General features: G+C 64.1%; 16 protein-coding genes. 5 read left to right on the forward strand and 11 right to left on the reverse strand.

Annotation, left to right across the window (positions count from 1 at the left end):
• Positions 1-33 precede the first annotated feature (33 nt).
• Positions 34-1,128, forward strand: a complete 1,095-nt coding sequence (locus NCS58_RS00180; RefSeq protein WP_250477222.1) for a GGDEF domain-containing protein — start codon at positions 34-36, stop codon at positions 1,126-1,128.
• 44 nt (positions 1,129-1,172) lie between these two features.
• On the opposite strand, the gene NCS58_RS00185 is transcribed toward NCS58_RS00180, so the two are convergent.
• From NCS58_RS00185 to flhF, 3 genes are read right to left on the reverse strand one after another with little or no spacing between them, the layout of a single operon-like run.
• Positions 1,173-1,904 (reverse strand): RNA polymerase sigma factor FliA, encoded by a 732-nt coding sequence (locus NCS58_RS00185; protein ID WP_061116573.1) that lies wholly within the window; start codon positions 1,902-1,904, stop codon positions 1,173-1,175.
• Positions 1,905-1,922: 18 nt separating this feature from the next.
• Entirely contained in the window at positions 1,923-2,840 is a 918-nt protein-coding gene (locus tag NCS58_RS00190; RefSeq protein WP_250537563.1) for a MinD/ParA family protein, read from the reverse strand.
• On the reverse strand, positions 2,833-4,641 hold the full coding sequence (flhF, locus tag NCS58_RS00195) for a flagellar biosynthesis protein FlhF (RefSeq protein ID WP_061116575.1): 1,809 nt from the start codon (positions 4,639-4,641) through the stop codon (positions 2,833-2,835). The genes NCS58_RS00190 and flhF overlap by 8 nt, the downstream gene beginning before the upstream one ends.
• 311 nt (positions 4,642-4,952) lie before the next feature.
• Between flhF and NCS58_RS00200 the strand changes: the two genes are divergently transcribed.
• The 3 genes from NCS58_RS00200 (at position 4,953) to NCS58_RS00210 (ending at position 7,543) form a co-directional block, all read left to right on the forward strand.
• Positions 4,953-6,659 carry a thiamine pyrophosphate-binding protein gene (locus NCS58_RS00200; protein ID WP_250537564.1) on the forward strand — a complete coding sequence of 569 codons (1,707 nt, stop codon included), beginning with the start codon at positions 4,953-4,955 and terminating at the stop codon, positions 6,657-6,659.
• Between the two features lie 78 nt (positions 6,660-6,737).
• Positions 6,738-7,001, forward strand: coding sequence for a PepSY domain-containing protein (locus NCS58_RS00205; protein ID WP_250537565.1), 264 nt, complete (start codon positions 6,738-6,740; stop codon positions 6,999-7,001).
• A 5-nt stretch (positions 7,002-7,006) separates the two neighbouring features.
• Positions 7,007-7,543, forward strand: a complete 537-nt coding sequence (locus NCS58_RS00210) for a cytochrome b/b6 domain-containing protein (RefSeq protein WP_250537566.1) — start codon at positions 7,007-7,009, stop codon at positions 7,541-7,543.
• Positions 7,544-7,583: 40 nt separating this feature from the next.
• Here the strand turns inward: NCS58_RS00210 and NCS58_RS00215 are convergent, their stop codons facing one another.
• The 4 genes from NCS58_RS00215 to hemE all read right to left on the reverse strand — a co-directional run bounded on the left by NCS58_RS00215 (position 7,584) and on the right by hemE (position 17,069).
• Positions 7,584-8,732 (reverse strand): branched-chain amino acid ABC transporter substrate-binding protein, encoded by a 1,149-nt coding sequence (locus tag NCS58_RS00215; RefSeq protein ID WP_061116578.1) that lies wholly within the window; start codon positions 8,730-8,732, stop codon positions 7,584-7,586.
• Between the two features lie 100 nt (positions 8,733-8,832).
• Positions 8,833-12,774, reverse strand: coding sequence for a trifunctional transcriptional regulator/proline dehydrogenase/L-glutamate gamma-semialdehyde dehydrogenase (gene putA / locus NCS58_RS00220; RefSeq protein ID WP_061116579.1), 3,942 nt, complete (start codon positions 12,772-12,774; stop codon positions 8,833-8,835).
• Positions 12,775-13,264: 490 nt separating this feature from the next.
• Entirely contained in the window at positions 13,265-15,511 is a 2,247-nt protein-coding gene (locus NCS58_RS00225) for a primosomal protein N' (RefSeq protein WP_250537567.1), read from the reverse strand.
• Between the two features lie 460 nt (positions 15,512-15,971).
• Positions 15,972-17,069, reverse strand: coding sequence for a uroporphyrinogen decarboxylase (gene hemE, locus NCS58_RS00230; RefSeq protein ID WP_250537568.1), 1,098 nt, complete (start codon positions 17,067-17,069; stop codon positions 15,972-15,974).
• Between the two features lie 179 nt (positions 17,070-17,248).
• Here hemE and NCS58_RS00235 point away from each other — a divergent pair, with 179 nt between their 5' ends.
• On the forward strand, positions 17,249-18,088 hold the full coding sequence (locus NCS58_RS00235; protein ID WP_061116582.1) for a transporter substrate-binding domain-containing protein: 840 nt from the start codon (positions 17,249-17,251) through the stop codon (positions 18,086-18,088).
• 3 nt (positions 18,089-18,091) lie between these two features.
• Here NCS58_RS00235 and NCS58_RS00240 read toward each other — a convergent pair whose 3' ends face one another.
• The 4 genes from NCS58_RS00240 to atpD form a co-directional block, all read right to left on the reverse strand.
• Complete coding sequence (locus tag NCS58_RS00240) at positions 18,092-19,039, reverse strand: alpha/beta hydrolase (RefSeq protein ID WP_250537569.1); 948 nt, start codon at positions 19,037-19,039, stop codon at positions 18,092-18,094.
• Positions 19,040-19,656: 617 nt separating this feature from the next.
• Positions 19,657-21,387 carry an AMP-binding protein gene (locus NCS58_RS00245; RefSeq protein ID WP_250537570.1) on the reverse strand — a complete coding sequence of 577 codons (1,731 nt, stop codon included), beginning with the start codon at positions 21,385-21,387 and terminating at the stop codon, positions 19,657-19,659.
• 276 nt (positions 21,388-21,663) lie between these two features.
• Entirely contained in the window at positions 21,664-22,089 is a 426-nt protein-coding gene (locus NCS58_RS00250) for a F0F1 ATP synthase subunit epsilon (protein WP_061116584.1), read from the reverse strand.
• A gap of 75 nt (positions 22,090-22,164) precedes the next feature.
• Positions 22,165-23,559, reverse strand: coding sequence for a F0F1 ATP synthase subunit beta (atpD, locus tag NCS58_RS00255; protein ID WP_250537571.1), 1,395 nt, complete (start codon positions 23,557-23,559; stop codon positions 22,165-22,167).
• Positions 23,560-23,566: the final 7 nt, after the last annotated feature.

Consider the following 23,566-nt stretch of genomic DNA (forward strand, 5'->3'; position numbering starts at 1 on the left):
TAAAAGAAAGAAATCACCATCCAGGGGTTCAGTATGGAGCAGGCGCATCAACCGGCACGCCGGACTTATGCCTTCGCATGGTCCGAACACCGGAATCCCGAACGCGAGCAGGCCACGCTGCGGGTCTGGATGGGAGCGGCGGTTCTTCTGGCCTACGGCGTCTTCGCCTGGCTACGCCCTTCATACGATGCACTGCTGGTTGCACGCCTCGTCGCGCTCTATGTGTCTTACGGCGCGGTGACGCTCCTGATCGTGAGCCGCATGAGTTCGCCTTCGGAGAAGCGTCTCACCGTCACGACCATCGCCGATCAAACCCTGCTCGGGCTCGCGCTCGCGGCGGGCGGTGCGATCGCGCTGCCGCTCATCTGGGTGATGTTCTGGTTTCTGATCGGCTCGGGATGCCGATACGGCAAGCGCACGCTCGCCGTGTCGTGCGCGACGGCGCTCATCATCGTGATCGCGCTCGGTATCTGGCAGCCGTGGTGGCGCGCCAATCTTCCCGCCGCGATCGGGCTGGGCTTGAGCGTGCTGGGCGCATCGGTGTATTTGAGCGTGCTCGTCGATCGGCTCGGCAACGCGAATCGCGATCTCGCACGTCAGGCATCGACCGATCCGCTCACCGGTCTGTCCAACCGATACGCGCTCGAGCGGGTCGTCGATCGCGCGATGAGCACGCGCGATGCCGATGGCGACCACGCCGCCGCGCTCCTCCTCATCGACCTCGACGGCTTCAAGGAAGTGAACGATACCTACGGTCACGCCGTCGGCGACATGCTGCTGCAAGCCTTCGCGCAATCGCTCGCGAAGCGCATGCGCAAGACGGACACGATCGCGCGTCTGGGCGGCGACGAGTTCGTCGTGCTCGCGCATCAGGTACGCGATCGCGCGGCGGTGCTGTCGGTGGCCGACAGCATTCACTCGGTGCTCGGCGCGATGACCTCGGTGCAGGAGCGGCCGGTGTCGGTATCGGCGAGCATCGGCGCGTGTCTGCTTTCCAGCGCGACGGCCGCGCAACAATCCGGCATCACCGCCGTGCTGCGCGCCGCCGACCGCGCGATGTATCGCGCAAAAAGTCTCGGCGAAGGGAAAACCGTCTTCGCCGAAACGCGCGACTTCGAAGCGAATTGATCGACGTGCCCGCATGCAGGCGGGCACCCCGGCTCAAGGCCGGATCACGCCTCGACGCTCGTCCACGCCTGCTCGCGCAGCTTCGTGCGCAGACGCGCGACCGCCTGGCTGTGCAACTGGCACACACGCGATTCGCTGACTTCCATCACCGCGCCGATTTCGCGCAGGTTCAGACCGCGTTCGTAGTAGAGGCTCATCAGCAGCTTCTCGCGCTCGGGCAGCTTGTCGATCGCTTCGATCAACGCACCGCGCAGGCTGTCGTCGAGCAGCGCCGAAAGCGGGTCCGAGCGATCGACGCAATAGCGGTCGAGGAACGGCTCGTCGTCGGCGGAGCGGTCGAAGTCTTCGTAGTAGATCAGCTGGCTGCCGTGCAGATCCTGGAGCATCGACTGATATTCGTCGAGCGGCATGTTCATGTGCTCGGCGATCTCCGTCTCGCTCGCGGAGCGGCCGAGGTTCTGCTCGACCTTGTGCACCGCCGATTCCACTTCGCGCGACGTCTTGCGCATGCTGCGCGGCAGCCAGTCGTTCGCGCGCAGCTCGTCGAGCATCGCGCCGCGAATGCGCTGGCTCGCGTAGGTTTCGAATTGCGCGCCCTGATCTTCCTTGTAGCGGCTCGCCGCGTCCATGAGTCCGATCATGCCGGCCTGGATGAGATCGTCGAGATCGACGCTCGCCGGCATCTTGGCGACGAGCTGAAGCCCCAGTCGGCGAACGAGCGGCGCATATTTCGTCAGGACGTCCGACTGTGAGAGTTTGCCTTGGGCGTTATACATCTTGGTCACCTATCTTGATCACATCGACGCCGTGCTGGTCATTGCAAAGTCGTGAAGCGCGGCCACACGATGCGCCGCCTCCCGCCCGCCCTGTTCAGAGTCGCCAACCGGAATTCGCGCGTCTGGCTGACCGTTCGCCGCGCGCATGTACGGCGCGGGGCGCATCGGCCAGTGCAGGAGCTCCGCAGCGATCGCGCGGTAGTCGCGCGCCGCGGCCGTAGCCGGGAACGCTTCGACTGCGCAGCGTGAAAGCTCCTTCGCCCGAGCGACGCGCGCATCCTCGGACACATACCCTGCCTGCACGAGCGACACGGCCAGATACCGGCTCGCGACGCCCGACAGGTTGTCGAACGCGACCGCCGCGTCGGCCGGGTTCTGCACGTGATTGATGAGCACGCGGAACTGGCCGATCGCATGGGCGTAGTGCAGGCGCTTCATGCACGCATACGCCTCGGTGATCGCCGACGCGGCCACCCGCGTCACGATGAGAAAGTCATGCGCCTGCGCCGCGAGCGTCGACAGTGCGCCGTGACGGTCCAGTTGCGCGTCGATGAGAACGATGTCCGCCGGACCATCGAGCAATGCGCGGCACTGCGCGGCGTCGTGACTGATGCGCTCGTGGCGCGGCGCGGCGATCTGCGAGAAGCCGAACGGCGTGCGCTCGACGACATCGGCGAGCGCGCGGCGGCCCGACATCACAGCGGCGAGCGCGCCTGCATCGGAGAGGCCCAGCATGCGGCTCGCCGAGCCCGCGCCCCGATGCTCGTCGATGACGAGCACATCCTTGCCGTGCACGGACAGCGCCGCGCCGAGATTCACCACCGCCGACGTGCATCCGATGCCCGCCGGCCCGCCCGCCACCGCCACCACGCGCGAACCGGCGCGCGTGAGCAGCCGTCGCAGACCTTCCGCCTGGTCGAGCACGAACTTATCCAAAGTGCACCTCATGCAGTTCGGTCGTGGCGCGCGCGGACAGTGCGGAGAGCAGCGCCGGCACTTCTTCGTCCTGCGGCACGAACGGCGAGCCGTCGCGCGGAATGCAGAACGCGCTCTTGATGAGGAAACGCTTGGTCGCGACGTACAGGTTCTCCGGTACCTTCTGGCCGGTCGACACGTAATGCACCGGCAGCTTGTAGCGGATGACGGTATCGAGCACGCCGCCGAGATTCGTCGCTTCGTCGAGCTTGGTCAGGATGCAGCCCGCGAGCGGCGGCTGATCCGCCGCGCTCTTGTATGCCTGCACGACTTCGTTGAGCGTGTCGCCGTGGCTCGTCGCGTTGAGCAGCAGGATGCGCTGCACCGGATGGCCCGCGCCGCACAGCATCGCGATCTGGTCCGAGACCATGCGGTCGCGCTGGCTCATGCCGATCGTGTCGATCAGCACGATATGTTTGTTGCGCAGCTCGGAAAGCGCGAGCTGCAGGTCGGCGGCGTCCTTCACCGCGTGCACCGACACGCCGAGGATCTTGCCGAAGATGCGCAACTGCTCGTGCGCGCCGATCCGGTAGCTGTCGGTCGTGAGCAGCGCGACCTTGCTCGCGCCGAAGCGCATCACGCAGCGCGCCGCGAGCTTCGCCGTGGTCGTCGTCTTGCCGACGCCCGTCGGGCCCATCAGCGCGAACACGCCGCCGCGCTCCATCAGCGCGTCTTCGCTATCCATCACCGGGATATTCGATTCGAGCACCTGCTGCACCCATTCGAGCGCGCCTTCCACGTTTTCCATTTCCGGCATGTTCTCCACCATCATGCGGACGAGCTGCGCGGAAAAACCGGCGGCGAAAAGACGCTTGGTCAGCAGGCCCCCGGTCGGGTTGCGGCGCTGGCGCTCGCCCCACAGCAGACCGGAGAACTGCTCTTCCATCATCGTGCGCATCGACGAAAGCTCGTTCATCACCGTTTCGTTGACGACTTGCTCCATGCGCGCGCGGATCGCTTCGGTCACGACGGCCGCCGCGTTCGCCGGCAGACCTTCGAAGGCGCCTTCGGGCGCGGCCGTCGCGGTGCTTGCCGCCGGTGCGTCGGCGTGCGGCGCGCTCGCGTTGATCTTCTGCGCGGCACGGCGTGCGGCGACCTGCGCGGCCTCGCGTGCCCAGTCAGGCGTTTCGACCTTCGATTGAGCGCGCGTCTGACCGGCGGCCTCGACGCGGCTCGTTTGAGCCTGCGCCTGCGCTTGCTGGCGAATCGCGTACTTGCCGGCTTCCGGCATCTTGTCGGCGCGCGTCTCATGCGCGGCGACCGGCACCGGCACGCCCATGCCGCGTGCGATCGCGGCGGACGCCGTCAGCGGACGGTTCGACGGCATCGTCGCCTGCTGCGCGATGCGCTTCGCGTGCTCGATCAGCCACGGGTTCGATTCGGCCATCGTGCGCGGCGCTTCTTCGCCGGACGTCGCGTCGTGTTCGTGCGCGAACTCGTCTTCATCGTCGGCGTCGGTGTTCGCGCCGAAGACCGACGAGAACACGTCGCCGCTCGCGTAGGGATTCGCGGCGGATTGTTTTGCCGGCATCGCGGCCGCCGCAGCCGCCAGTGCGGCGCGCGGCGTGCTCGTCGAACGCACTGCCTGTTCCTTCGCGGCCGGCGAGATCGACGCGATATCGCTGTCCGCGACGCCGACGATCTCGACGGAGCCGTCATCCAGCGTTCGATTCGACAACACCACGGCATCGGGGCCGAGCGCTTCACGAACCTGGCGCAATGCGTCGCGGCTGTTCGCGCCAATGAATTTACGAATATTCAAACTTGCCCCCGATGAGGTGTAACTGCGATCTTTAGCAAGCGGACCCACTTGGCTCATTGCCGTGTCCGCTTTTCAGTGAGGCCATTATTGCGAACTTCACCCTTCGTCCATCGCTGGATAAAGGGTGAGAAAAAGGGGTATTTCGGCTGATGGAAATGCGGCGCCGGGCGCGCGAAGGTTGCGCGCGCCGGAAAAAGATTCCGCTTTGCTTCTGTCCGAACGCTCGCCCGACGGCGTAAGCTTTAGGGCAGTTCGCTCACCGTCCGGCTCGCCTGTACGAGCGTCCGGACACTCACAGGAGACTTCTTCGCATGGCGTCCGCTGTCCCCTCCGCGCAGTCCGTTTTTCCCGAAAGTCAAACCACCGGCGCGCGTCTCGTCGTCGATGCGCTCGTGCATCACGGCGTCGAGCGCGTGTTCTGCGTGCCCGGCGAGAGCTTTCTCGCCGTGCTCGATTCCCTGCACGACGAGACCTCGCACATTCAGACGATCGTCTGCCGCCACGAGGCGGGCGCGGCGAACATGGCCGAGGCGGTCGGCAAGCTGACGGGCAAGCCGGGCGTCGCGATCGTCACGCGCGGGCCGGGCGCGACGCACGCGTCGATCGGCGTGCACACCGCGTTTCAGGATTCGACGCCGATGATCCTGCTCATCGGCCAATGCGCGCGGGAACACATGGACCGCGAGGCGTTTCAGGAAATCGACTATCGCCGGATGTTCGGGCAGATGGCGAAATGGGTCGCGCAGATCGACGATCCGCGCCGCGTGCCGGAATACATGAGCCACGCGTTCCACACCGCGACGTCGGGCCGTCCGGGGCCGGTCGTGCTCGCGCTGCCGGAAGACATGCTGACGGAAACGGTCGCAGCCGTGCCGCCGGCGCCGCGTTATCAGCGCGTGGCGGCATCGCCGTCGGCGGCGCAAATCGAGCGGTTGCGCGAGTTGCTTGCCCAGGCGAAGAAGCCGTTCGTGATCGCGGGCGGCAGCGGCTGGACGCTCGAGGCGACGCAGGACTTCGCACGCTTCGTCGAGCAATGGCAGTTGCCGGTGGGCTGCGCATTCCGCTATCAGGACACGCTCTCGAACGAGCATCCGAACTATGCCGGCGATGTCGGCCTCGGCATCAATCCGGCACTCGCCGCGCGCGTGCGCGATGCCGACGTGCTCTTCGTGCTCGGCCCGCGCATGGGCGAATCGACGACGGGCGGCTACACACTGCTCGACATCCCGAAGACGAAGCAGACGCTCATTCACGTGCATCAGGGCGCGGAGGAGCTCGGGCGCGTCTACAGCGCCGATCTTCCGATCGTCTCGGGCATGCCGGAAATCGCGTCGATGCTCGCGGCGCTGACGCCGCCCGCGAACATCGCGTGGCATGGCGAGGCCGAAGCCGCGCACGCCGCGTATCTCGAATGGCGCAAGCCGCGCCCGATGCTTGGCGATGTCCAGCTCGGCGAAATCATGCGCCAGCTCGCCGAAACGATTCCCGCCGATTCGATCCTCACGAACGGCGCGGGAAATTACGCGACGTGGCTGCATCGGCACTATTCATATCGGCATTTCCGGTCGCAGTGCGCGCCGACGAGCGGGGCGATGGGTTACGGCGTGCCCGCCGCGATCGCCGCGAAGTCGCTGTATCCGGAACGCACGGTGATCGCGTTCGCAGGCGACGGCTGCTTCATGATGTCGAGTCATGAAATCGCCACAGCGATGCAATATGAATTGCCGGTGATTTTCATCGTCGTGAACAACGCGCAGTACGGAACGATCCGCATGCATCAGGAGCGGCATTATCCGAATCGCGTGCATGGGACGGGGCTCACGAATCCGGACTTCGCCGCGTATGCGCGCGCGTTCGGCGCGCATGGGGAACTCGTCGAAACGACGGACCAGTTCATGCCGGCATTCGAACGCGCGCGAAATTCCGGCTTGCCCGCGGTGATCGAGATCCGCATTCCGCAAGAACAGAGCACGCCGGGCGCGACACTCGAACAAATTCGCCAGCAAGGACAGCGGTAAGAGACAAACTTTCAATCTTCTTGCAGCGCACTCCCGGTGGCAGTAGAGTAGCCAGTTCAAAAACACTGGGAGTTAGCGATGCTTAAGATTCTGGCGTTGTCATTGGCATTGTGCTTTTCGGGCGCGGCCTTCGCGAAGGCTGATTGCACCGCGCATCCGAAAAGCGAATGGATGAAGGAATCGGATGCCAAGGCGCAACTCGAAGCGCAAGGCTACAAGATTCGCAAATTCAAGGTCGATGGCAACTGCTACGAGATTTACGGCCACGACAAGAACGGCAAGAAAGTCGAGATTTATTACGACACGAAGACGCTGGCTGTCGTGAAGTCGGAAGTCGAGTAAGCGTCATGTCCGTGGCACGCGTGCGAGTCTGGGACGCGTGGGTGCGGCTCACGCATTGGGCCGTCGCAGGCATCGTCTTGTGGAATCTGTTCGGGCCGACGGATTCCACGCATCGCATGCTCGGATATGTCGCGGCCGGGCTCGTTGTCGCGCGCATCGTGTGGGGTTTCATCGGATCGCGTCACGCGCGATTTTCAGCGTGGTGGCCGACGCGTTCGCATCTCTTCGACTATCTGCAATCGCTTGCGAAGGGCAAGCCGGTGCGCCATGTTTCACACAATCCGCTCGGCGGGTTGATGGCGCTCTTTCTCTGGTTGCTCATCCTGGCGCTCGCGGTGTCCGGCTGGATCATGAGGCTCGATGCGTTCTGGGGCGAGGACTGGCCGCAGGAGGTTCATGCGTGGCTGTCCGTTGCGATCGAGGTCTGCGTTTGCGTGCATGTCGCGGCCGCGGTGCTGATGAGCGTGTGGACGCGGGAGAATCTTGTCCGAGCGATGGTGACGGGGGATAAGCGCGGCGCGGAAAACAAAAAAGCCTCGTGACCTGAATCACGAGGCTTTCTTCTGGCTCGACCGCGAGCGCTTACTTCCCGCCCACGCTCTGCAACGTCGTCCACTTCCCGCCAACGACCTTGTACAGCGTAATACCGCCGTTCTTCAGGTCGCCCTTCGAGTCGTACGAGAGGTGCTTCGCCGTCACGCCCTGCATGTCGGTCTTCGCGAGGAACGGCAGGTACTTCGCCGGGTCCGTCGAGTTGGCCGCCTTCATCGCGTTGAACATCGCCATCGCGCCGTCGTAGGCGTACGGCGAGTAGGTCTGCACGTCTTCGTTGAAGCGCTTCTTGTACTTCGCTTCGTATTCGGCGCCGCCCGGCATTTCGTTCATCGGCAGGCCGGCGAGCGATGCCACCGTGCCCTCGGCCGCGTCACCCGCGATCTTGACGAACGTGTCGGTCTTCACCATTTCGCCCGCCATCAGCGGTGCGCGGAAGCCGAGCGTCTTCATCTGCTTGACCATCGGGCCGGCTTGCGAATCCGCGCCGCCGTAGTACACGAGGTCCGGGTTCATCGACTTGATCTTGGTCAGAATCGCCTTGAAGTCGACAGCCTTGTCGTTCGTGAATTCACGGTCGACGATCGTGCCACCGGCCGCCTTCGCCGCCTTCTCGAACTGGTCGGCGAGACCCTGGCCATATGCCGTGCGGTCATCGACGATCGCGATCTTCTTGACCTTCAGGTTCTTCACCGCGAACTCGCCCGCGACCGAGCCTTGCTGCGTGTCGGAGGTCATCATGCGGAAGGCCGTCTTGAAGCCTTGCGTCGTGTACTCGGGCGCCGTCGCCATCGCGATTTCGGGGATGCCCGCGTTCGCGTAGATGCGCGACGCCGGGATCGTCGTGCCCGAATTGAAGTGGCCGAGCATGCCCTTGATGCCGTCGTCGACGAGGCGCTGTGCGACGGTCGTGCCCGTGCGCGGGTCGGCCTGATCGTCGGCCGAGTTCAGCACGATGCGAACCGGCTTGCCGCCGATCACCGGCTTCGTGGCGTTGAAATCTTCGACAGCGAGCGTGATGCCGTTCTGCATGTCCTTGCCGTAGTGCGCCTGCGCGCCGGTCAGCGGTCCGGCGTAACCGACCTTCACGTCCTCGGCTTGCTGCGCAAATGCGGTCCCCGCGAACGACAGGCCGGCGAGCGTCATGGCTGCTGCCAGCTTGGTCATCGTGTGCTTCATAGCTTCTCCTGGTTCCAGTGTGGATGGCAGCCTGTGCCGGGATCGCCGTGCCTGCTGCCGCTTGTTTGAATTCGTTTGAATCGAGCGCTCGAGGGGTGTCTCAACCGATCGTCATCAAATTCGCATTACCGCCCGCCGCCGCCGTGTTCACGCTCACCGAGCGTTCCGTCAGCAGACGTTCGAGCGCGTAGTCCTCGCCGTCGTGGCCAGCGTCGGCGAACGCTCCCGCAGCCACGCCCTGCACCGATACGATCGGTCCCGGGCGCTTCGCGACTTCTTTCACGAGCGCCAGCAATTCATCGCTGTCGCCTTCGAACAAAACGGCGTCGAAGTCGGCGGCGGCATCGCCCGCCTTCTTCACGAAAGCGAACGGCTTGAGCGACGCCGGCAGCGACGCCACCAGTTGCTCACCCGCCGAGCCCGAGAACAACGCCTTGTTGCCCGTCGCGAGCGCGGCGGCCAGTTGAGCGCGCGCGCCACTCGCCGTCGCGGCCACGCACAGCACCGTGCCGCGCGCGCCGAGCGTGTAGGTGTTGCGCTCGCCCGTCGGGCCGTTCAGAACCGCCGTCGCGCCGGCCATCACGTGTTGCAGATAGCCGTCGCAGCGTGCGGCCGTCTGCGGATCGCGTTCGCCGATCGCCCAGTCGCGCAACGCGGTGAGCGCCGCGGCGGGCGTGTCCTTCGATGCAGCCTGATCGACGACGAGCGTGCTCGCGAGCGACTTCGGCAGACCGGTCGGACGCTTCGCCAGCAGGCGCTGCAAGTACAGCGCGCCGCCCGCCTTCGGGCCCGTGCCCGACAGACCTTCGCCGCCGAACGGCTGAACGCCGACCACCGCGCCGATCACGTTCCGGTTCACATAGATGTTGCCCACATGCGCCCGCGCGATCACATGCGCGATGGTTTCGTCGATACGCGTATGGATGCCGAGCGTGAGGCCATAACCCGTCGAGCGAATTTGGTCGAGGAGTTTATCAAGGTTCGAACGGCGGTAACGCACCACATGCAGCACCGGGCCGAACACTTCGCGTTTCAGTTCGTCGATGCTGTCCAGTTCGATGAGCGTCGGCGGCACGAACGTGCCCTGCGCGCAGTTGTCGGGCAGTGGCAGCTGCGTGACGTTGCGGCCCTTGTCGCGCATGCCGGCGATGTGCGCGTCGATGCCGCTCTTCGCGTCGGCGTCGATCACGGGACCGACGTCCGTCGACAGGCGATCCGGATTGCCGACCGCAAGCTGATTCATCGCGCCCGTCAGCATTTCGAGCGTGCGATCGGCGACATCGTCCTGCAGGCACAGCACGCGCAGTGCGGAGCAGCGCTGCCCGGCCGAGTCGAACGACGACTGCAGCACGTCCGCGACCACCTGCTCCGCGAGCGCCGACGAATCGACGATCATCGCATTCTGGCCGCCGGTTTCGGCGATCAGCGGAATCGGACGGCCGTCCGGGTCGAGGCGCTCGGACAGCGTCTTGTTGATGAGGCGCGCGACTTCCGTCGAGCCGGTGAACATGACGGCGCGCGTGCGCGGGTCGGCTACCAGCGCCGCGCCGACCGTTTCGCCATTGCCCGGCAGCAGTTGCACCGCGCCGGCGGGCACGCCCGCTTCGCGCAGGATGCGCACGGCTTGCGCGGCGATCAGCGGCGTTTGCTCGGCGGGCTTCGCGAGCACCGGATTGCCGGCCGCGAGCGCGGCGGCGACCTGGCCCATGAAGATCGCGAGCGGGAAGTTCCACGGGCTGATACACACAACCGGACCGAGCGGACGATGCGTATCGTTCGAGAACTCGGCGCGAATTTGCGACGCGTAGTAACGCAGGAAATCGATGGCCTCGCGAATCTCGGCGATGGCGTTCGGCAAGGACTTGCCCGCTTCGCGCACGACGAGGCCCATCAGCGTGTGCATCTGCGCTTCGAGCAGGTCCGCGGCGCGTGCGAGGCAATCGGCGCGATCTTCGACGGGGGTGGCCTGCCAGATCGGCGCGGCGGCCACCGCGTTAGCGATCGCGGCGCTCACCTGTTCCGGCGATGCCTCCACGACCGTGCCGACGAGATCGCGCAGATCCGACGGATTGCGCACGTCGCGCGCCGGCATGCCGTTCTCGATGATGGTGCCGCCTTCGAGCATCGGTTCCGCGCGCCACGGATGATGCGCGCTCGCCAGCAACGCCGACGACAGCGACGCCAGACGATGCTCGTTCGAGAGATCGAGGCCCATCGAGTTGAAGCGCTCGTTGCCGTACAACTGACGCGGCAGCGGAATCTTCGCGTGCGGCGCGCCGAGCGGCGTGATCTGCTGCGCTTCGTCGATCGGATCGCGCACGAGTTCCTTCACCGGAATGGATTCATCGGCGATGCGGTTCACGAACGACGTGTTCGCGCCGTTTTCCAGCAAACGCCGCACGAGATACGCGAGCAGCGTCTCGTGCGTGCCGACCGGCGCATACACGCGGCACGGGCGGTTGAGCTTGTCGCGGCCGGTGACTTCTTCGTAGAGCGGCTCGCCCATGCCGTGCAGGCACTGGAACTCGTACTGGCCGGGATAGTAGTTCTGTCCCGCGAGGTGATAGATCGCCGACAGCGTGAACGCGTTGTGCGTCGCGAATTGCGGATAAACGGCATCCGGCGCACCGAGCAGCTTCTTCGCGCACGCGAGATACGAGATGTCCGTGTAGATCTTGCGCGTGTAGACCGGATAGCCTTCGAGGCCATCGACTTGCGCGCGCTTGATTTCCGTATCCCAGTACGCGCCTTTGACGAGGCGAATCATCAAACGATGACGGCTGCGGCGCGCGAGATCGATCAGATAGTCGATCACGAACGGGCAGCGCTTCTGATACCCCTGCACCACGAAACCGATACCGTTCCAGCCGGCCAGTTCAGGATCGAAGCACAGCGCTTCGAGCAGATCGAGCGAGATTTCGAGGCGATCGGCTTCTTCGGCGTCGATGTTCAAACCAATGTCGTAACGCCGCGCCAGTTGCGCGAGCGACCGCACGCGCGGAAGCAGCTCGTTCATCGTGCGTTCCTGCTGCGCGCGCGAGTAGCGCGGATGCAGCGCGGACAGCTTGATCGAAATTCCCGGGCCTTCGTAGATGCCGCGCCCGCCCGCAGCCTTGCCGATCGCGTGAATCGCCTGCTCGTAGGACGCGTAGTAGCGTTGCGCGTCTTCCTCGGTCGTCGCGGCTTCGCCGAGCATGTCGTAGGAATAGCGGAAACCGCGCGCCTCGTACTTGCGGCTGTTCGCGAGCGCTTCGGAAATGGTCTCGCCGGTGACGAACTGTTCGCCCATCAGGCGCATCGCCATGTCGACGCCCTTGCGGATCAGCGGCTCGCCGCCCTTGCCGATGAGACGCGTCAGCGCGGAGGACAGGCCTGCTTCGCTGTTCGTCGTCACGAGCTTGCCGGTGATCATCAAGCCCCACGTCGCCGCGTTCACGAACAGCGACGGCGCCTGGCCCATGTGCGATCTCCAGTCGCCCTTGCTGATCTTGTCGCGAATCAGCGCGTCGCGCGTGGCGCGGTCGGGAATGCGCAGGAGCGCTTCGGCGAGACACATCAGCGCGACGCCTTCCTGGCTCGACAGCGAGAACTCGTGGATCAGCCCTTCCACGCCGCCGCCCGAGCTTTTCGCCCGCAGCGCTTCGACGAGCTTCGTCGCGAGCTTTTCCGTTTCGGCAGCGACGTTCGCGGGCAGGCGCGCCTGGCCGATCAGAAACGGCACGCACTCCGGCTCCGGCCTGCGATACGCGGCCGTGATCGCCGCGCGCAGCACGGATTGCGGCTGCACGTTCTGCGCAAAGTCGAGGAAGGGATGCGGCGCGCCTTCTTCGTCGCCGTCGACGGGTGCGGCATCGGCCATTTCGGACGCACCGTTCGCACCCGACAGCTCCGGCGGGAGCTGGCCGTGCTCGATACGCTCCAGATACGCGAAGATCGCCTGCTTGATCAGCCAGTGAGGAGTGCGCTCGAGGCGCGTCGCGGCGTCTTTGAGCCGGGAACGCAGCAGATCGTCGACTTTGACGCCTAGGGTTGTGCTCGCCATATTTCCTTCGTTTGCCGGTCGTGCAGAACCCGGCCATGACTAAAAAGTTGGCGAATCGTACTCCGCTGATTTAAAAGGTGCAACCGAGATTTTCGCTAGGGTTGCACCACAATGAAACCCTTATGGCACAAGGCTCTGGACGATGCACCGCCGGCCGGTGTCTGGCGGTTGTTGCCTAGTAGTTTCCCTAATCCGATATTTTTGGGACAACCCCTAAGTAAATCCCCCGGCGCCGCCGATATAAACGCAATGCGCCGAGCACGGCGCGGCATTCGCGGTCGATCAAGGCACCGCGGTCTCGGGGAGCAACGAGCATGAGCACTTGGGTGGTGGTAGCCAGCGTTTGGGCGATGTTCGCAGTCTGCGTCGTATTGTTCGTGCGGGGCGCGTCGCCGCATGTGCATCGATCCGGTGATGCTTCCGATCAGGGCGGCCGCGCAGCCGGCGACGTTTCCCGCGCCGAAGTCTGAAAAGCCGGTCGAGCCGCGGATCAAACGTCCAGCGGGTCGACCTCGACGTTCCAGCGCAGTACGCCCTTGAGCGAGCGCAGCGCCGGTTGCCACGCGCGCAACGACGTTTGCAGGGCGGCCCGCGACGCACTTTCCAGCAGCAGTTGCGCGCGGTGGACATTGAACACTTTCACGATGGTGAGCGGCACCGCATCGTAGACGGTCACGCGTTCGGCGCCGGGCAAAGGCGCGAACGCCGCCGCCGCGTCCTCCAGAAACTTGAGCGCCGCTTCGAGCGTGCGGCCTTCGGCACGCAACATCGCCTGATAGACGAACGGCGGCAGTCGCGCGTCGCGCCGCTCGGCCAGCGTCGAGTTGGCGAAACCCACGTAATCCTGCCGCGATAGCGCCTGATAGAGCGCGTGACGCGGATAGCGCGTCTGAATCATCACTTCGCCCGGCAAGCCCGCCCGTCCCGCCCGGCCGCTCACCTGCGTCAGTTGAGCGAAGAGCCGCTCGCTCGCGCGAAAGTCGTGCGAGAAGAGCGCGGTGTCGGCGTTGAGCACGCCGACGAGCGTCACGCGCCGGAAGTCGTGGCCCTTCGCGATCATCTGCGTGCCGACGAGAATATCGACCTCGCCTGCATGAACGTCGGAGAAAAGCGCTTGCGCACTGCCTTTGCGGCGCGTGCTGTCGGCGTCGATGCGAAGCACGCGCGCGCCCGGCACCACGCTCGCGAGCGTTTCCTCGACGCGCTGCGTGCCGCGGCCCATCGGCGCGATGTCGATGTTGCCGCAGTCCGGACACGACTTCGGAATGCGCGATTCCCAACCGCAGTGATGGCAGCGCAGCGCGCGCTCCGGCTTGTGCAGCACAGCGTAGGCGCTGCAGCGCGGACAGCCCGCAACCCATCCGCAGGCGTCGCACGACAGAATCGGCGCATAGCCGCGTCGATTCAGAAACACGAGACTCTGTTCGCCGCGCTCGACGCGCGTTTTCAGGGCGGCGATGAGCGGGCCCGCCAGTCCGTCGACCGATGCGCGGCCGCGCCGTCTTTCCTCTTCGAGGTCGATGAGCTTCACGGCCGGTAATGCCGCTTCGGCGACGGCCCGGCGCGTGAGCGTGAGCCGTGTGTAGCGGCCCTGCTCGGCCTGCCACCAGGTTTCGAGCGACGGCGTCGCCGAGCCGAGCACGACGGGGATGTCGAGCTGCTTCGCGCGATAGATCGCCAGATCGCGCGCCGAGTAGCGCAAGCCTTCCTGCTGCTTGTAAGCGGGATCGTGCTCTTCGTCGACGACGATGAACGCGAGCTTCGGCATCGACGCGAGAATCGCGAGGCGCGTGCCGAGCACGATGCGCGCGCTACCCGTGTGCGCCGCCAGCCAGTTGCGCGCACGCTCGCCTTCTGCAAGGCCGCTGTGCATCGTGACGATCGAACCGTCCGCGAGCGCCGCGAACCGCGCGCGGAACGCGGCTTCGAACTGCGGCGTCAGGTTGATTTCCGGGACGAGGACGAGCGCTTGCGCGTCCGGCCGCGCCGCGAGTAATACGGCGAGCGCGTGCAGGTAGACCTCGGTCTTGCCGCTGCCCGTCACGCCGTGGAGCAAGAAGGGCGCGAAGCTTCGTGCGCCGGAGATCGCATCGACGGCATCGCGTTGCTCGTCGGTCAGAACCGGCAGCGGCGCGGCGCCGGTCGGGAGCGCTTGCGCATCGTCGACGGTGTCATCGGTCTGCGCCGTCGCCGTCTCGATCCAGCCGCGCACGAGCCAATCGTCGAAAGTCACGCTTGCTTTCGGATGCAGCGCGCGGGCGTCGGACAGGCCCAGCGATGGCTGTTCGGCGAGCGCATCGGCCAGACGGCGCAGGGCGCTGGCGCGCGCGGGCAGCGCGTCGGGAAGTTGCGCGCGCCCCTCCGGCAAAAGCCGATAGCGCGGCTCCGCGGCGAAAAGTCGGTTCCAGCGCGAGGCATCCCGCAACGCCTGAGGCAGCGCCGGCAGCGCGACTTCGCCCAGACCGCGCTGATAGTAATCGGCGGCGAAGCTGGCGAGCGCGATCCACGCGTCGGAAAGCGGCGCGCAACCGTCACAGATTGCGGTAACCGCGCGCAGTTTCACGACAGGCACGTCACTCGAATCGGCGATTTCGCAGATCAGCCCGACGACCTCGCGTCGCCCGAATGGCACCTGCACCAGCATGCCGACGACAGGCGCATCCGGCAGCGCATAGCGGTAGTCGAACAGCCCGGGCATAGGCTGATCGACCGCGACGCGCACGTACAGGCCGGTCACCGTGCGCGACCCCGCCTACGGCGGTTTGACACTGCAACGTGCGCCAGCGGGGAGAAGTTAAAGTGAAACATCAGAATCGCCTGTAAACCGTCGATTATTTTTGGATTTCCGATGCTTTCCACAGGCCTGTGGATAACTTTGTTGAGAAGTGCATTCGATGGCGCCGCAAACAATGTCACGAAAGCCTTATGTGCGTTAGCCCACATTTCGGGCAAAGCTCTCCGAATTCCTTAAAAATCATGAGCTTAAAGCATACATAGAGACATGTTATTGGCTGCCGGGGGCCATACGTCTGATGGCGCGCCGCAGCGAACAAAATGTGCATAAGTCAGTCTTGACATCGGGGAACGCCGCCCGAGGTGGGCGATCCGAGCGAGATGCTCCAGCCCCTGATTACTTACCCCGACACATGGACGCTGCGCCGCAGCATAAGTCGCGGCGCCGGTTTTGCTACGCCCTTTTAGTGCGGTGTCTGTCGCGTGCGCATTTCGCGGCTGTGACGATGCACCTCGTCGACGAGCTCCGCGACGTTCTCCGGCGGCGTGAATTGCGAGATTCCGTGGCCCAAATTGAAAACGTGGCCCGGAAAGTTTCCGAAGCTCTCGAGCACGGCACGCGCTTCGGTGCGGATGGCCGCAGGCGGCGCGAAGAGCACGTTCGGATCGATGTTCCCTTGCAGCGCCACGCGCGTTCCGACTTTTTCCCGCGCCTTGCCGAGATTCATGGTCCAGTCGAGCCCGACGGCATCGACACCCGTCGCGGCGATTTCTTCGATCCACAATCCACCGCCCTTCGTGAACGTGATGACGGGCACGCGCACGCCTTCTTGCTCGCGCTTCAGACCGGCGACCACCTTCGCGATGTAGTCGAGCGAGAAGCGCTGATACGCGCCATCCGCGAGCGCACCGCCCCAGGTGTCGAAGATCATCACGGCCTGCGCGCCCGCTTCGATCTGCGCGTTCAGGTACGCCGTCACGGCTTGTGCGTTCACATCGAGGATGCGGTGCATCAAGTCTGGACGCGCATAAGCCATCGATTTGACCGTGCGATGATCGTCCGATCCGCCACCTTCGACCATGTAGCAAGCGAGCGTCCACGGGCTTCCGGAGAAGCCGATCAGCGGCACCTTTTGGCGGCCTTGCGCATCGGTGAGCGCGCGGCGGATCTGGCTCACGGCATCGGTGACGTAGGACAGCGTCCCGCCGATGTCCGGCACGGCGAGGCGCTTCACGTCGTCCTCGGTGCGCACCGTGCGCTCGAAACGCGGACCTTCGCCCTGCACGAAGTTCAGGCCGAGGCCCATCGCGTCGGGGACGGTGAGAATGTCGGAGAAGAGAATTGCGGCGTCGAGCGGAAAGCGTTCGAGCGGCTGAAGCGTCACTTCGGTCGCGTAATCGGGATTCTTCGCGAGGCCGAGAAAACTGCCCGCGCGGGCGCGCGTCGCGTTGTACTCCGGCAGATAACGCCCCGCCTGGCGCATCAGCCAGATCGGCGTGTAGTCGGTCGGCTGGCGCAGGAGCGCGCGCAGGAAGGTGTCGTTCAGAAGAGTGTGTGCCACGTCGCTCGATGCTGAAGGCAAAGAATCGTTCATTCTACCGGACCGGCCAGGCGTTCTCCGACTGAGACCGGCAATTCGGAATGTCTCATGCAGCGCGGCCTATGCCTTTCGGACGAGTGTCCGGAGAACGAAGGCATCGGTATCATCGACGGACCATACAACTAGAACCAGGAGAATCGATGCAACGCACGTCTGTCAGTCTTGCCGCCTCTGCACTCGCACTGTCGGTCGCGCTCACGAGCGTCGCGCACGCTCAAACCATTCAGGCCGGCACCGTGGCGGGCGCGAAGCCCGCCGCGCCCGCCCCCGTCACGGCGGCCTCCCGGCTCGACGAAATCCTCGCGCGTCACACGCTGCGCGTCTGCACGACGGGCGACTACAAGCCGTACTCTTTCCTGCGCCCGGACGGGCAATTCGAGGGGATCGACATCGATCTGGCGGAGAGCCTCTCGAAGTCGCTCGGCGCGAAGGCCGAGTACGTGAAAACGTCCTGGTCGAATCTGATGAACGATTTCGTCGCCAAGTGCGATATCGCCGTAGGGGGCGTCTCGACCACGCTCGAGCGGCAGAAGCGCGCGTTCTTCACGGCGCCGTACATGGAAGACGGCAAAACGCCGATTGTCCGTTGCGACGATGTCGACAAGTACCAGACCGTCGCGCAGATCGATCAGCCGAACGTGCGCACGATCGTCAATCCGGGCGGCACGAACGAGCGCTTCGCGAAGCAGTTCTTTCCCCACTCGCAGTTGATCGAGTACCCGGACAACGTGACGATCTTCAAGCAGATCCTCGAAGGCAAAGCCGACGTGATGGTCACGGACGCATCTGAAACGCTGCTCCAGCAGAAGCTCAATCCCGGTCTGTGCTCGGTGCATCCGGACAAGCCGTTCCAGTTCGGCGAAAAGGCGTATCTGCTGCCGCGCGGCGACGTGCCATTTCAGCAATATGTCGATCAGTGGCTGCATCTCGCCCGTTCGTCGGGCGAGTTTCAGGCCGTGTATGACAAATGGTTGAAGTAACGCTCAACGCTCGGCGCGCACGAGTTCGCCCGTGCGCGCGCCGATCTTGCCCAGCCAGCCGAGCGCCGCTTCCGACTGGGCATGCATGCGCGCGAATCCGTGCGTCATGTCGCGCGCGTCGATCATCTCGACGCGGCCTCCGTTGGCTTCCAGGAAGCGCTTGAGTTCAAAGGCGTCGTCGTAGAGCGGATCGTAGGCCGCCGCGACAATCAGCGCGGGCGCTGGCGTGCGCTCGAACGGCTCGGAGAGCGGGAACGCGCGCACGTCGTGCTCTTCTGGCGCCTCGCCCGAGAGAAATTGAGTCCAGTACCACTTCATTTCATCGTTCGTGAGGCCGGGACCGTTCGCATTGGCAATGCAACTGGGACTTTCGAACTGACGCCGCATCACTGGATAGAGCAGCAACTGAAGGCCGACGAGGCCGGCCACGCGTTCGTTCGCGCCGCGCGCCGCGACGACCGCCAGATGCGCGCCCGCACTGTCACCGCCGACGGCCAGCCGGTCGGTCGCGAAACCGAGCCGAGAGCGATGCTCCGCCAGCCAGATCAGCGCGTCGAGCGCGTCCTCGCACGGCGCGGGAAACGGGTGCTCCGGCGCGAGCCGGTAGTCGACGCTCGCCACTGCGCATTGCGAATCCAGCGCGAGCCGTGCGACGAGCCCATCGTGGGTGTCGAGGCCGCCGACCACCCAGCCGCCGCCGTGAAAGTACACGATGAGCGGCAGCGGACCGCGCACGGCCTTCGGCTTGCAGACCCGCGCGACGAGCAGGCGCCCTTCGAGAGCGATTTCGATATCTTCCGCAGTCACGTCGTTGTCGCGTTCTCGGGCGTAAGCTTTGGCAATATTGCTGAAGCGGTCTCGTACCGCCTGCGCGTCCGCACCGGGCGTCAAAGGCGGAAATGCCTCGTCCACAGCGCGGTAGTAGCGGAGCAAGGCTGCGTCGATCGTCATGCGCGTCTCCATGGGATTTCTTGTTCGATGATGGTTTACGGGCGCATGCGCATCGATTTCATGCGGCCGCACGTTCGATTTTCGCGGAAAACGCAAAATATTGCGCTGGTCCTAAAATCGGCATTTATCGGCAAGATCGGGCCGATCGGATAAACGATCCGAATAACAGACAATATATCCTTGAAAATCAGGAGAATCGCGCGCGAAAATTTCCTGCGCGCCTTATCCGACGGGGGTTACAACCTGAAACACTTTGTTACGGCGACGCCTAATCAATTCGCCCACAATCTGTTCAAACGGTTTCAACACGGATGTATTGGGCTGCGCTGTGCGAAAGCCGGGCGGTCTGATAGGTGGCTGTGGGCCAGCTCTCAAATTGGGGCATCGGTGTTGGGATCGTTATTCGAATGTAATCCATTCGAAATATCCCTAGTGTGGTCTCCTCGCGCTAACCCCGTAGCGTGTGGTTTTTAGCGGGCTCCAGGCCCGCTTTTTTTTCGCCCGGACAAACGTTTGCGTTCTTCGAGAACCTCAGAGCTCGAACGTTTGATCCAATGACAGAAGGGAGCGCTGCGGCGCTCCCTTCGTCGTTGTGGTGATTTCGATTGCGGCGCGCTTCAGGCCGTTTTGGCCTCAGCGAGCTTCAGTTCGTCGATCATCCGTGCGCGCATCACGAACTTCTGCGCTTTGCCCGTGACAGTCATCGGCAATTCGTCGACGAAGCGGATATAGCGCGGTATCTTGTAATGGGCGATCTGCCCCTTGCAGAAGTCGCGGATCTCCTCCTCGCTTGCCTGCTCGCCGGGGCGCACCACGATCCACGCGCACACTTCCTCGCCGTACTTCTGATCCGGCACGCCGAACACCTGCACCGATTGGACCTTCGGATGGCGGAACAGGAATTCCTCGATCTCGCGCGGATAGATGTTCTCGCCGCCGCGAATCAGCATGTCCTTGAGACGGCCGACGATGTTGCAGTAGCCTTCTTCGTCGAGCGTCGCGAGGTCGCCAGTATGCATCCAGCCGTCGACGATCGCCTCGCGCGTCTTGGCATCGTCGTCCCAGTAGCCTTTCATCACCGAGTAACCGCGCGTGCAGAGCTCGCCAGTCTCGCCCACGGGCACGATGTTGCCCAGCGCATCGACGATCTTCACCTCGAGATGCGGCTGGATGCGTCCGACGGTCGTCGTGCGTTTGTCGAGCGGATCAGTCGTGGAGCTCTGGAACGACACCGGGCTCGTCTCGGTCATGCCATAGGCGATCGTGATCTCGCTCAAATGCATCTTCGAAACGACCCGCTTCATCGTTTCGATCGGGCACGGCGAGCCTGCCATGATGCCGGTGCGCAGGCGGCTCAGGTCGTACTTCGTGAAGTCAGGGTGATCGAGTTCGGCGATGAACATCGTCGGTACACCGTGCAGCGCGGTGCATTTTTCCTCGTGGACGGCGGTGAGGGTGGCGCCGGGATCGAACGCCTCGCCTGGGAAGACCATCGTGCAGCCGGTCGACACGCATGCGAGCACCGCCAGCACCATGCCGAAGCAGTGATAGAGCGGCACCGGGATACACAGCGAATCCTGCTCGGTAAGCCGCATCGCCATCGCGATATAGCGCGCGTTGTTGACGATGTTCCGATGCGTGAGCGTCGCGCCCTTCGGGTTGCCGGTCGTGCCGCTCGTGAACTGGATGTTGATCGCGTCGTCCGGACCCAGCTTCGCTTCGAGCGCGTCGAGCTTCGACGTGTCGAGTTGGTCGCGGCCCGTACGCATCACATCGTCGAAGTTGAGCATGCCGGGCGTTTTGTTGTCGCCCATGCGGATAACAGCACGCAGTGCCGGCAGCTTTGCGGCGTCGAGCGCATTCGGCGCAGCGTCCGCGAGTTCGGGCGCGAGCGCCTGCAGCATCTCCAGATATTTCGATGACTTGAACTGTTCCGCCGCGATGATCGCCTTGCAGCCGACCTTGTGCAGCGCGTATTCGAGCTCGGCCAGTCGGTACGCCGGATTGATGTTGACCAGCACCGCGCCCATGCGCGCGGTGGCGAATTGCGTGAGCAGCCATTCGACGCGATTCGGCGACCAGATGCCAACGCGATCGCCCGCCTGAATGCCCAGCGCGAGCAGCCCGCTCGCAAGGACATCGACCTCGTTTGCGAACTCGCGCCACGTCCAGCGGATGTTTTGCTCGCGAAAGACCACCGCAAGCCGATCAGGAAAGCGGCCCGCGGTTTCGAGGAGAAAGCGCGCGACGGTCGCGTCGCTCAGGGGAATGTCCGTCGCGCCGCGAACATAAGAAATGCCGTCGCGCGGTTCGATCTGCGCGCCGGCCTGCGTCGGTTCAGTTGCCATCGATGGTCTCCGCCAATTTGAGTCGCCGCCCGATGAAGGCTAATTGGAGGCTATTGTGCATCGCAAAGACGCGCGCGGGCATTGAGTGTTTCCCCGCAACGCTGCCCTGAGACAGTCAATCAAAGCTCAGCCGAATCAACGAGTTATGAAGAACCTGCGGCGGGACACATAACCGATATGCACTTATGCCCGCGCGATTTGCCGATTTGGAGCATAAAAAAAGCAGCCCGAAGGCTGCTTTCCTTGAACTGCTGAACGCCGCTTGGCGCGTCACGCTTAATGCTTGGCGTGCGCCTTGCGCAGACGCTGGATCGCCGCGAGCTGAGCCGTCGCATATGCGAGTTCCGCTTGCGCGGTCGCATATTCAAGTTCCGAGGTGTTGTTCTGAATCGCTTCCTCGGCACGCTTCCTCGCCTGCTCGGCCTTCGCTTCGTCGAGATCGGCGCCGCGGATCGCCGTATCGGCGAGTACGGTCACGAGGCCCGGCTGGATTTCGAGAATCCCGCCTGCAACGAACACGAACTCTTCCGAGCCGTCTTCCGCCTCGATGCGCACCGCGCCCGGACGAATGCGCGTGATGAGCGGCGTGTGGCCGGGCAGAATGCCCAACTCACCCGCTTCGCCCGGCAGCGCGACGAACTTCGCCTGGCCCGAGAAGATCTGCTCTTCCGCGCTGACGACGTCTACCTTGATGGTTGCCATTTATGTCGACTCCTGAGGCAGTGTATGGGTGAACGTCGGCTTGCCGGCCGACGTCCGCATCGATACACCCGACCTTTACTGGATCTTCTTGGCCTTTTCGAAGGCTTCGTCGATGGTGCCGACCATGTAGAACGCCTGCTCCGGCAGATGATCGCATTCACCTTCGACGATCATCTTGAAGCCGCGGATGGTTTCCTTCAGCGGCACGTACTTGCCCGGCGAGCCCGTGAACACTTCTGCAACGTGGAACGGCTGCGACAGGAAACGCTGAATCTTACGCGCGCGCGCGACCGACAGCTTGTCTTCCGGCGACAGTTCGTCCATGCCCAGAATCGCGATAATGTCGCGCAGTTCCTTGTAGCGCTGCAGCGTTTGCTGCACACCGCGCGTGATCGAGTAATGCTCTTCGCCGATCACGTTCGGGTCGATCTGACGCGAGGTCGAATCGAGCGGGTCAACTGCCGGATAAATACCGAGCGATGCGATGTCACGCGACAACACGACCGTTGCGTCCAGGTGGCCGAAGGTCGTAGCCGGCGACGGGTCGGTCAAGTCATCCGCAGGAACGTACACGGCCTGAACCGACGTGATCGAGCCGGTCTTGGTCGACGTGATGCGCTCTTGCAGCTTGCCCATTTCTTCAGCGAGCGTCGGCTGATAGCCCACGGCCGAAGGCATGCGGCCGAGCAGAGCGGATACTTCCGTACCCGCCAGCGTGAAACGATAGATGTTGTCGACGAAGAAGAGAACGTCGAGGCCTTCGTCACGGAAGTGCTCGGCCATCGTCAGACCGGTCAGCGCAACGCGCAGACGGTTGCCCGGCGGCTCGTTCATCTGGCCGTACACCAGCGCGACCTTGTCGAGAACGTTCGAGTCCTTCATTTCGTGATAGAAGTCGTTCCCTTCACGGGTACGCTCACCCACACCCGCGAACACGGAGTAACCGCCGTGTTCCTTAGCGATGTTGTTGATGAGTTCCATCATGTTCACGGTTTTGCCCACGCCTGCACCGCCGAACAGACCGACCTTGCCGCCCTTTGCGAACGGGCAGATCAGGTCGATAACCTTGATGCCGGTTTCGAGCAGTTCGGTCGACGGCGACAGCTCGTCGAACGCCGGTGCTTGCTGGTGAATCGAGCGCAGCGTGGTCGAGTCGATCGGACCCGCTTCGTCGATCGGACGGCCGAGCACGTCCATGATGCGGCCCAGCGTCGGCTTGCCGACCGGCACGCTGATGGGCTTGCCCGTGTTCTTGACCATCGTGCCGCGGCGCAGACCGTCGGATGCACCCAGACAGATGGTGCGCACCACGCCGTCGCCCAGCTGCTGCTGGACTTCGAGCGTCAGTTCGGTGCCTTCCAGAATGAGCGCGTCGTAGATCTTCGGCATTTGCGCACGCGGGAATTCCACGTCGATAACGGCGCCGATGCACTGTACGATCTTGCCTTCTACCAAAGCAGTAGTACTCATCGCATTT

Origin of the sequence: Caballeronia sp. INML3B (genome assembly GCF_023631305.1) — a bacterium.
GTDB lineage: Bacteria > Pseudomonadota > Gammaproteobacteria > Burkholderiales > Burkholderiaceae > Caballeronia > Caballeronia turbans.

What these genes read in the sequence shown, in the direction of transcription:
- NCS58_RS00180 (WP_250477222.1), top strand. Translation starts at nt 34, where the DNA reads ATGGAGCAGGCGCATCAACCGGCACGCCGGACTTATGCCTTCGCATGG.
- NCS58_RS00185 (WP_061116573.1), bottom strand. Translation starts at nt 1,904, where the DNA reads ATGTATAACGCCCAAGGCAAACTCTCACAGTCGGACGTCCTGACGAAA.
- NCS58_RS00200 (WP_250537564.1), top strand. Translation starts at nt 4,953, where the DNA reads ATGGCGTCCGCTGTCCCCTCCGCGCAGTCCGTTTTTCCCGAAAGTCAA.
- NCS58_RS00205 (WP_250537565.1), top strand. Translation starts at nt 6,738, where the DNA reads ATGCTTAAGATTCTGGCGTTGTCATTGGCATTGTGCTTTTCGGGCGCG.
- NCS58_RS00210 (WP_250537566.1), top strand. Translation starts at nt 7,007, where the DNA reads ATGTCCGTGGCACGCGTGCGAGTCTGGGACGCGTGGGTGCGGCTCACG.
- NCS58_RS00215 (WP_061116578.1), bottom strand. Translation starts at nt 8,732, where the DNA reads ATGAAGCACACGATGACCAAGCTGGCAGCAGCCATGACGCTCGCCGGC.
- putA (WP_061116579.1), bottom strand. Translation starts at nt 12,774, where the DNA reads ATGGCGAGCACAACCCTAGGCGTCAAAGTCGACGATCTGCTGCGTTCC.
- NCS58_RS00235 (WP_061116582.1), top strand. Translation starts at nt 17,249, where the DNA reads ATGCAACGCACGTCTGTCAGTCTTGCCGCCTCTGCACTCGCACTGTCG.
- NCS58_RS00240 (WP_250537569.1), bottom strand. Translation starts at nt 19,039, where the DNA reads ATGACGATCGACGCAGCCTTGCTCCGCTACTACCGCGCTGTGGACGAG.
- NCS58_RS00245 (WP_250537570.1), bottom strand. Translation starts at nt 21,387, where the DNA reads ATGGCAACTGAACCGACGCAGGCCGGCGCGCAGATCGAACCGCGCGAC.
- NCS58_RS00250 (WP_061116584.1), bottom strand. Translation starts at nt 22,089, where the DNA reads ATGGCAACCATCAAGGTAGACGTCGTCAGCGCGGAAGAGCAGATCTTC.
- atpD (WP_250537571.1), bottom strand. Translation starts at nt 23,559, where the DNA reads ATGAGTACTACTGCTTTGGTAGAAGGCAAGATCGTACAGTGCATCGGC.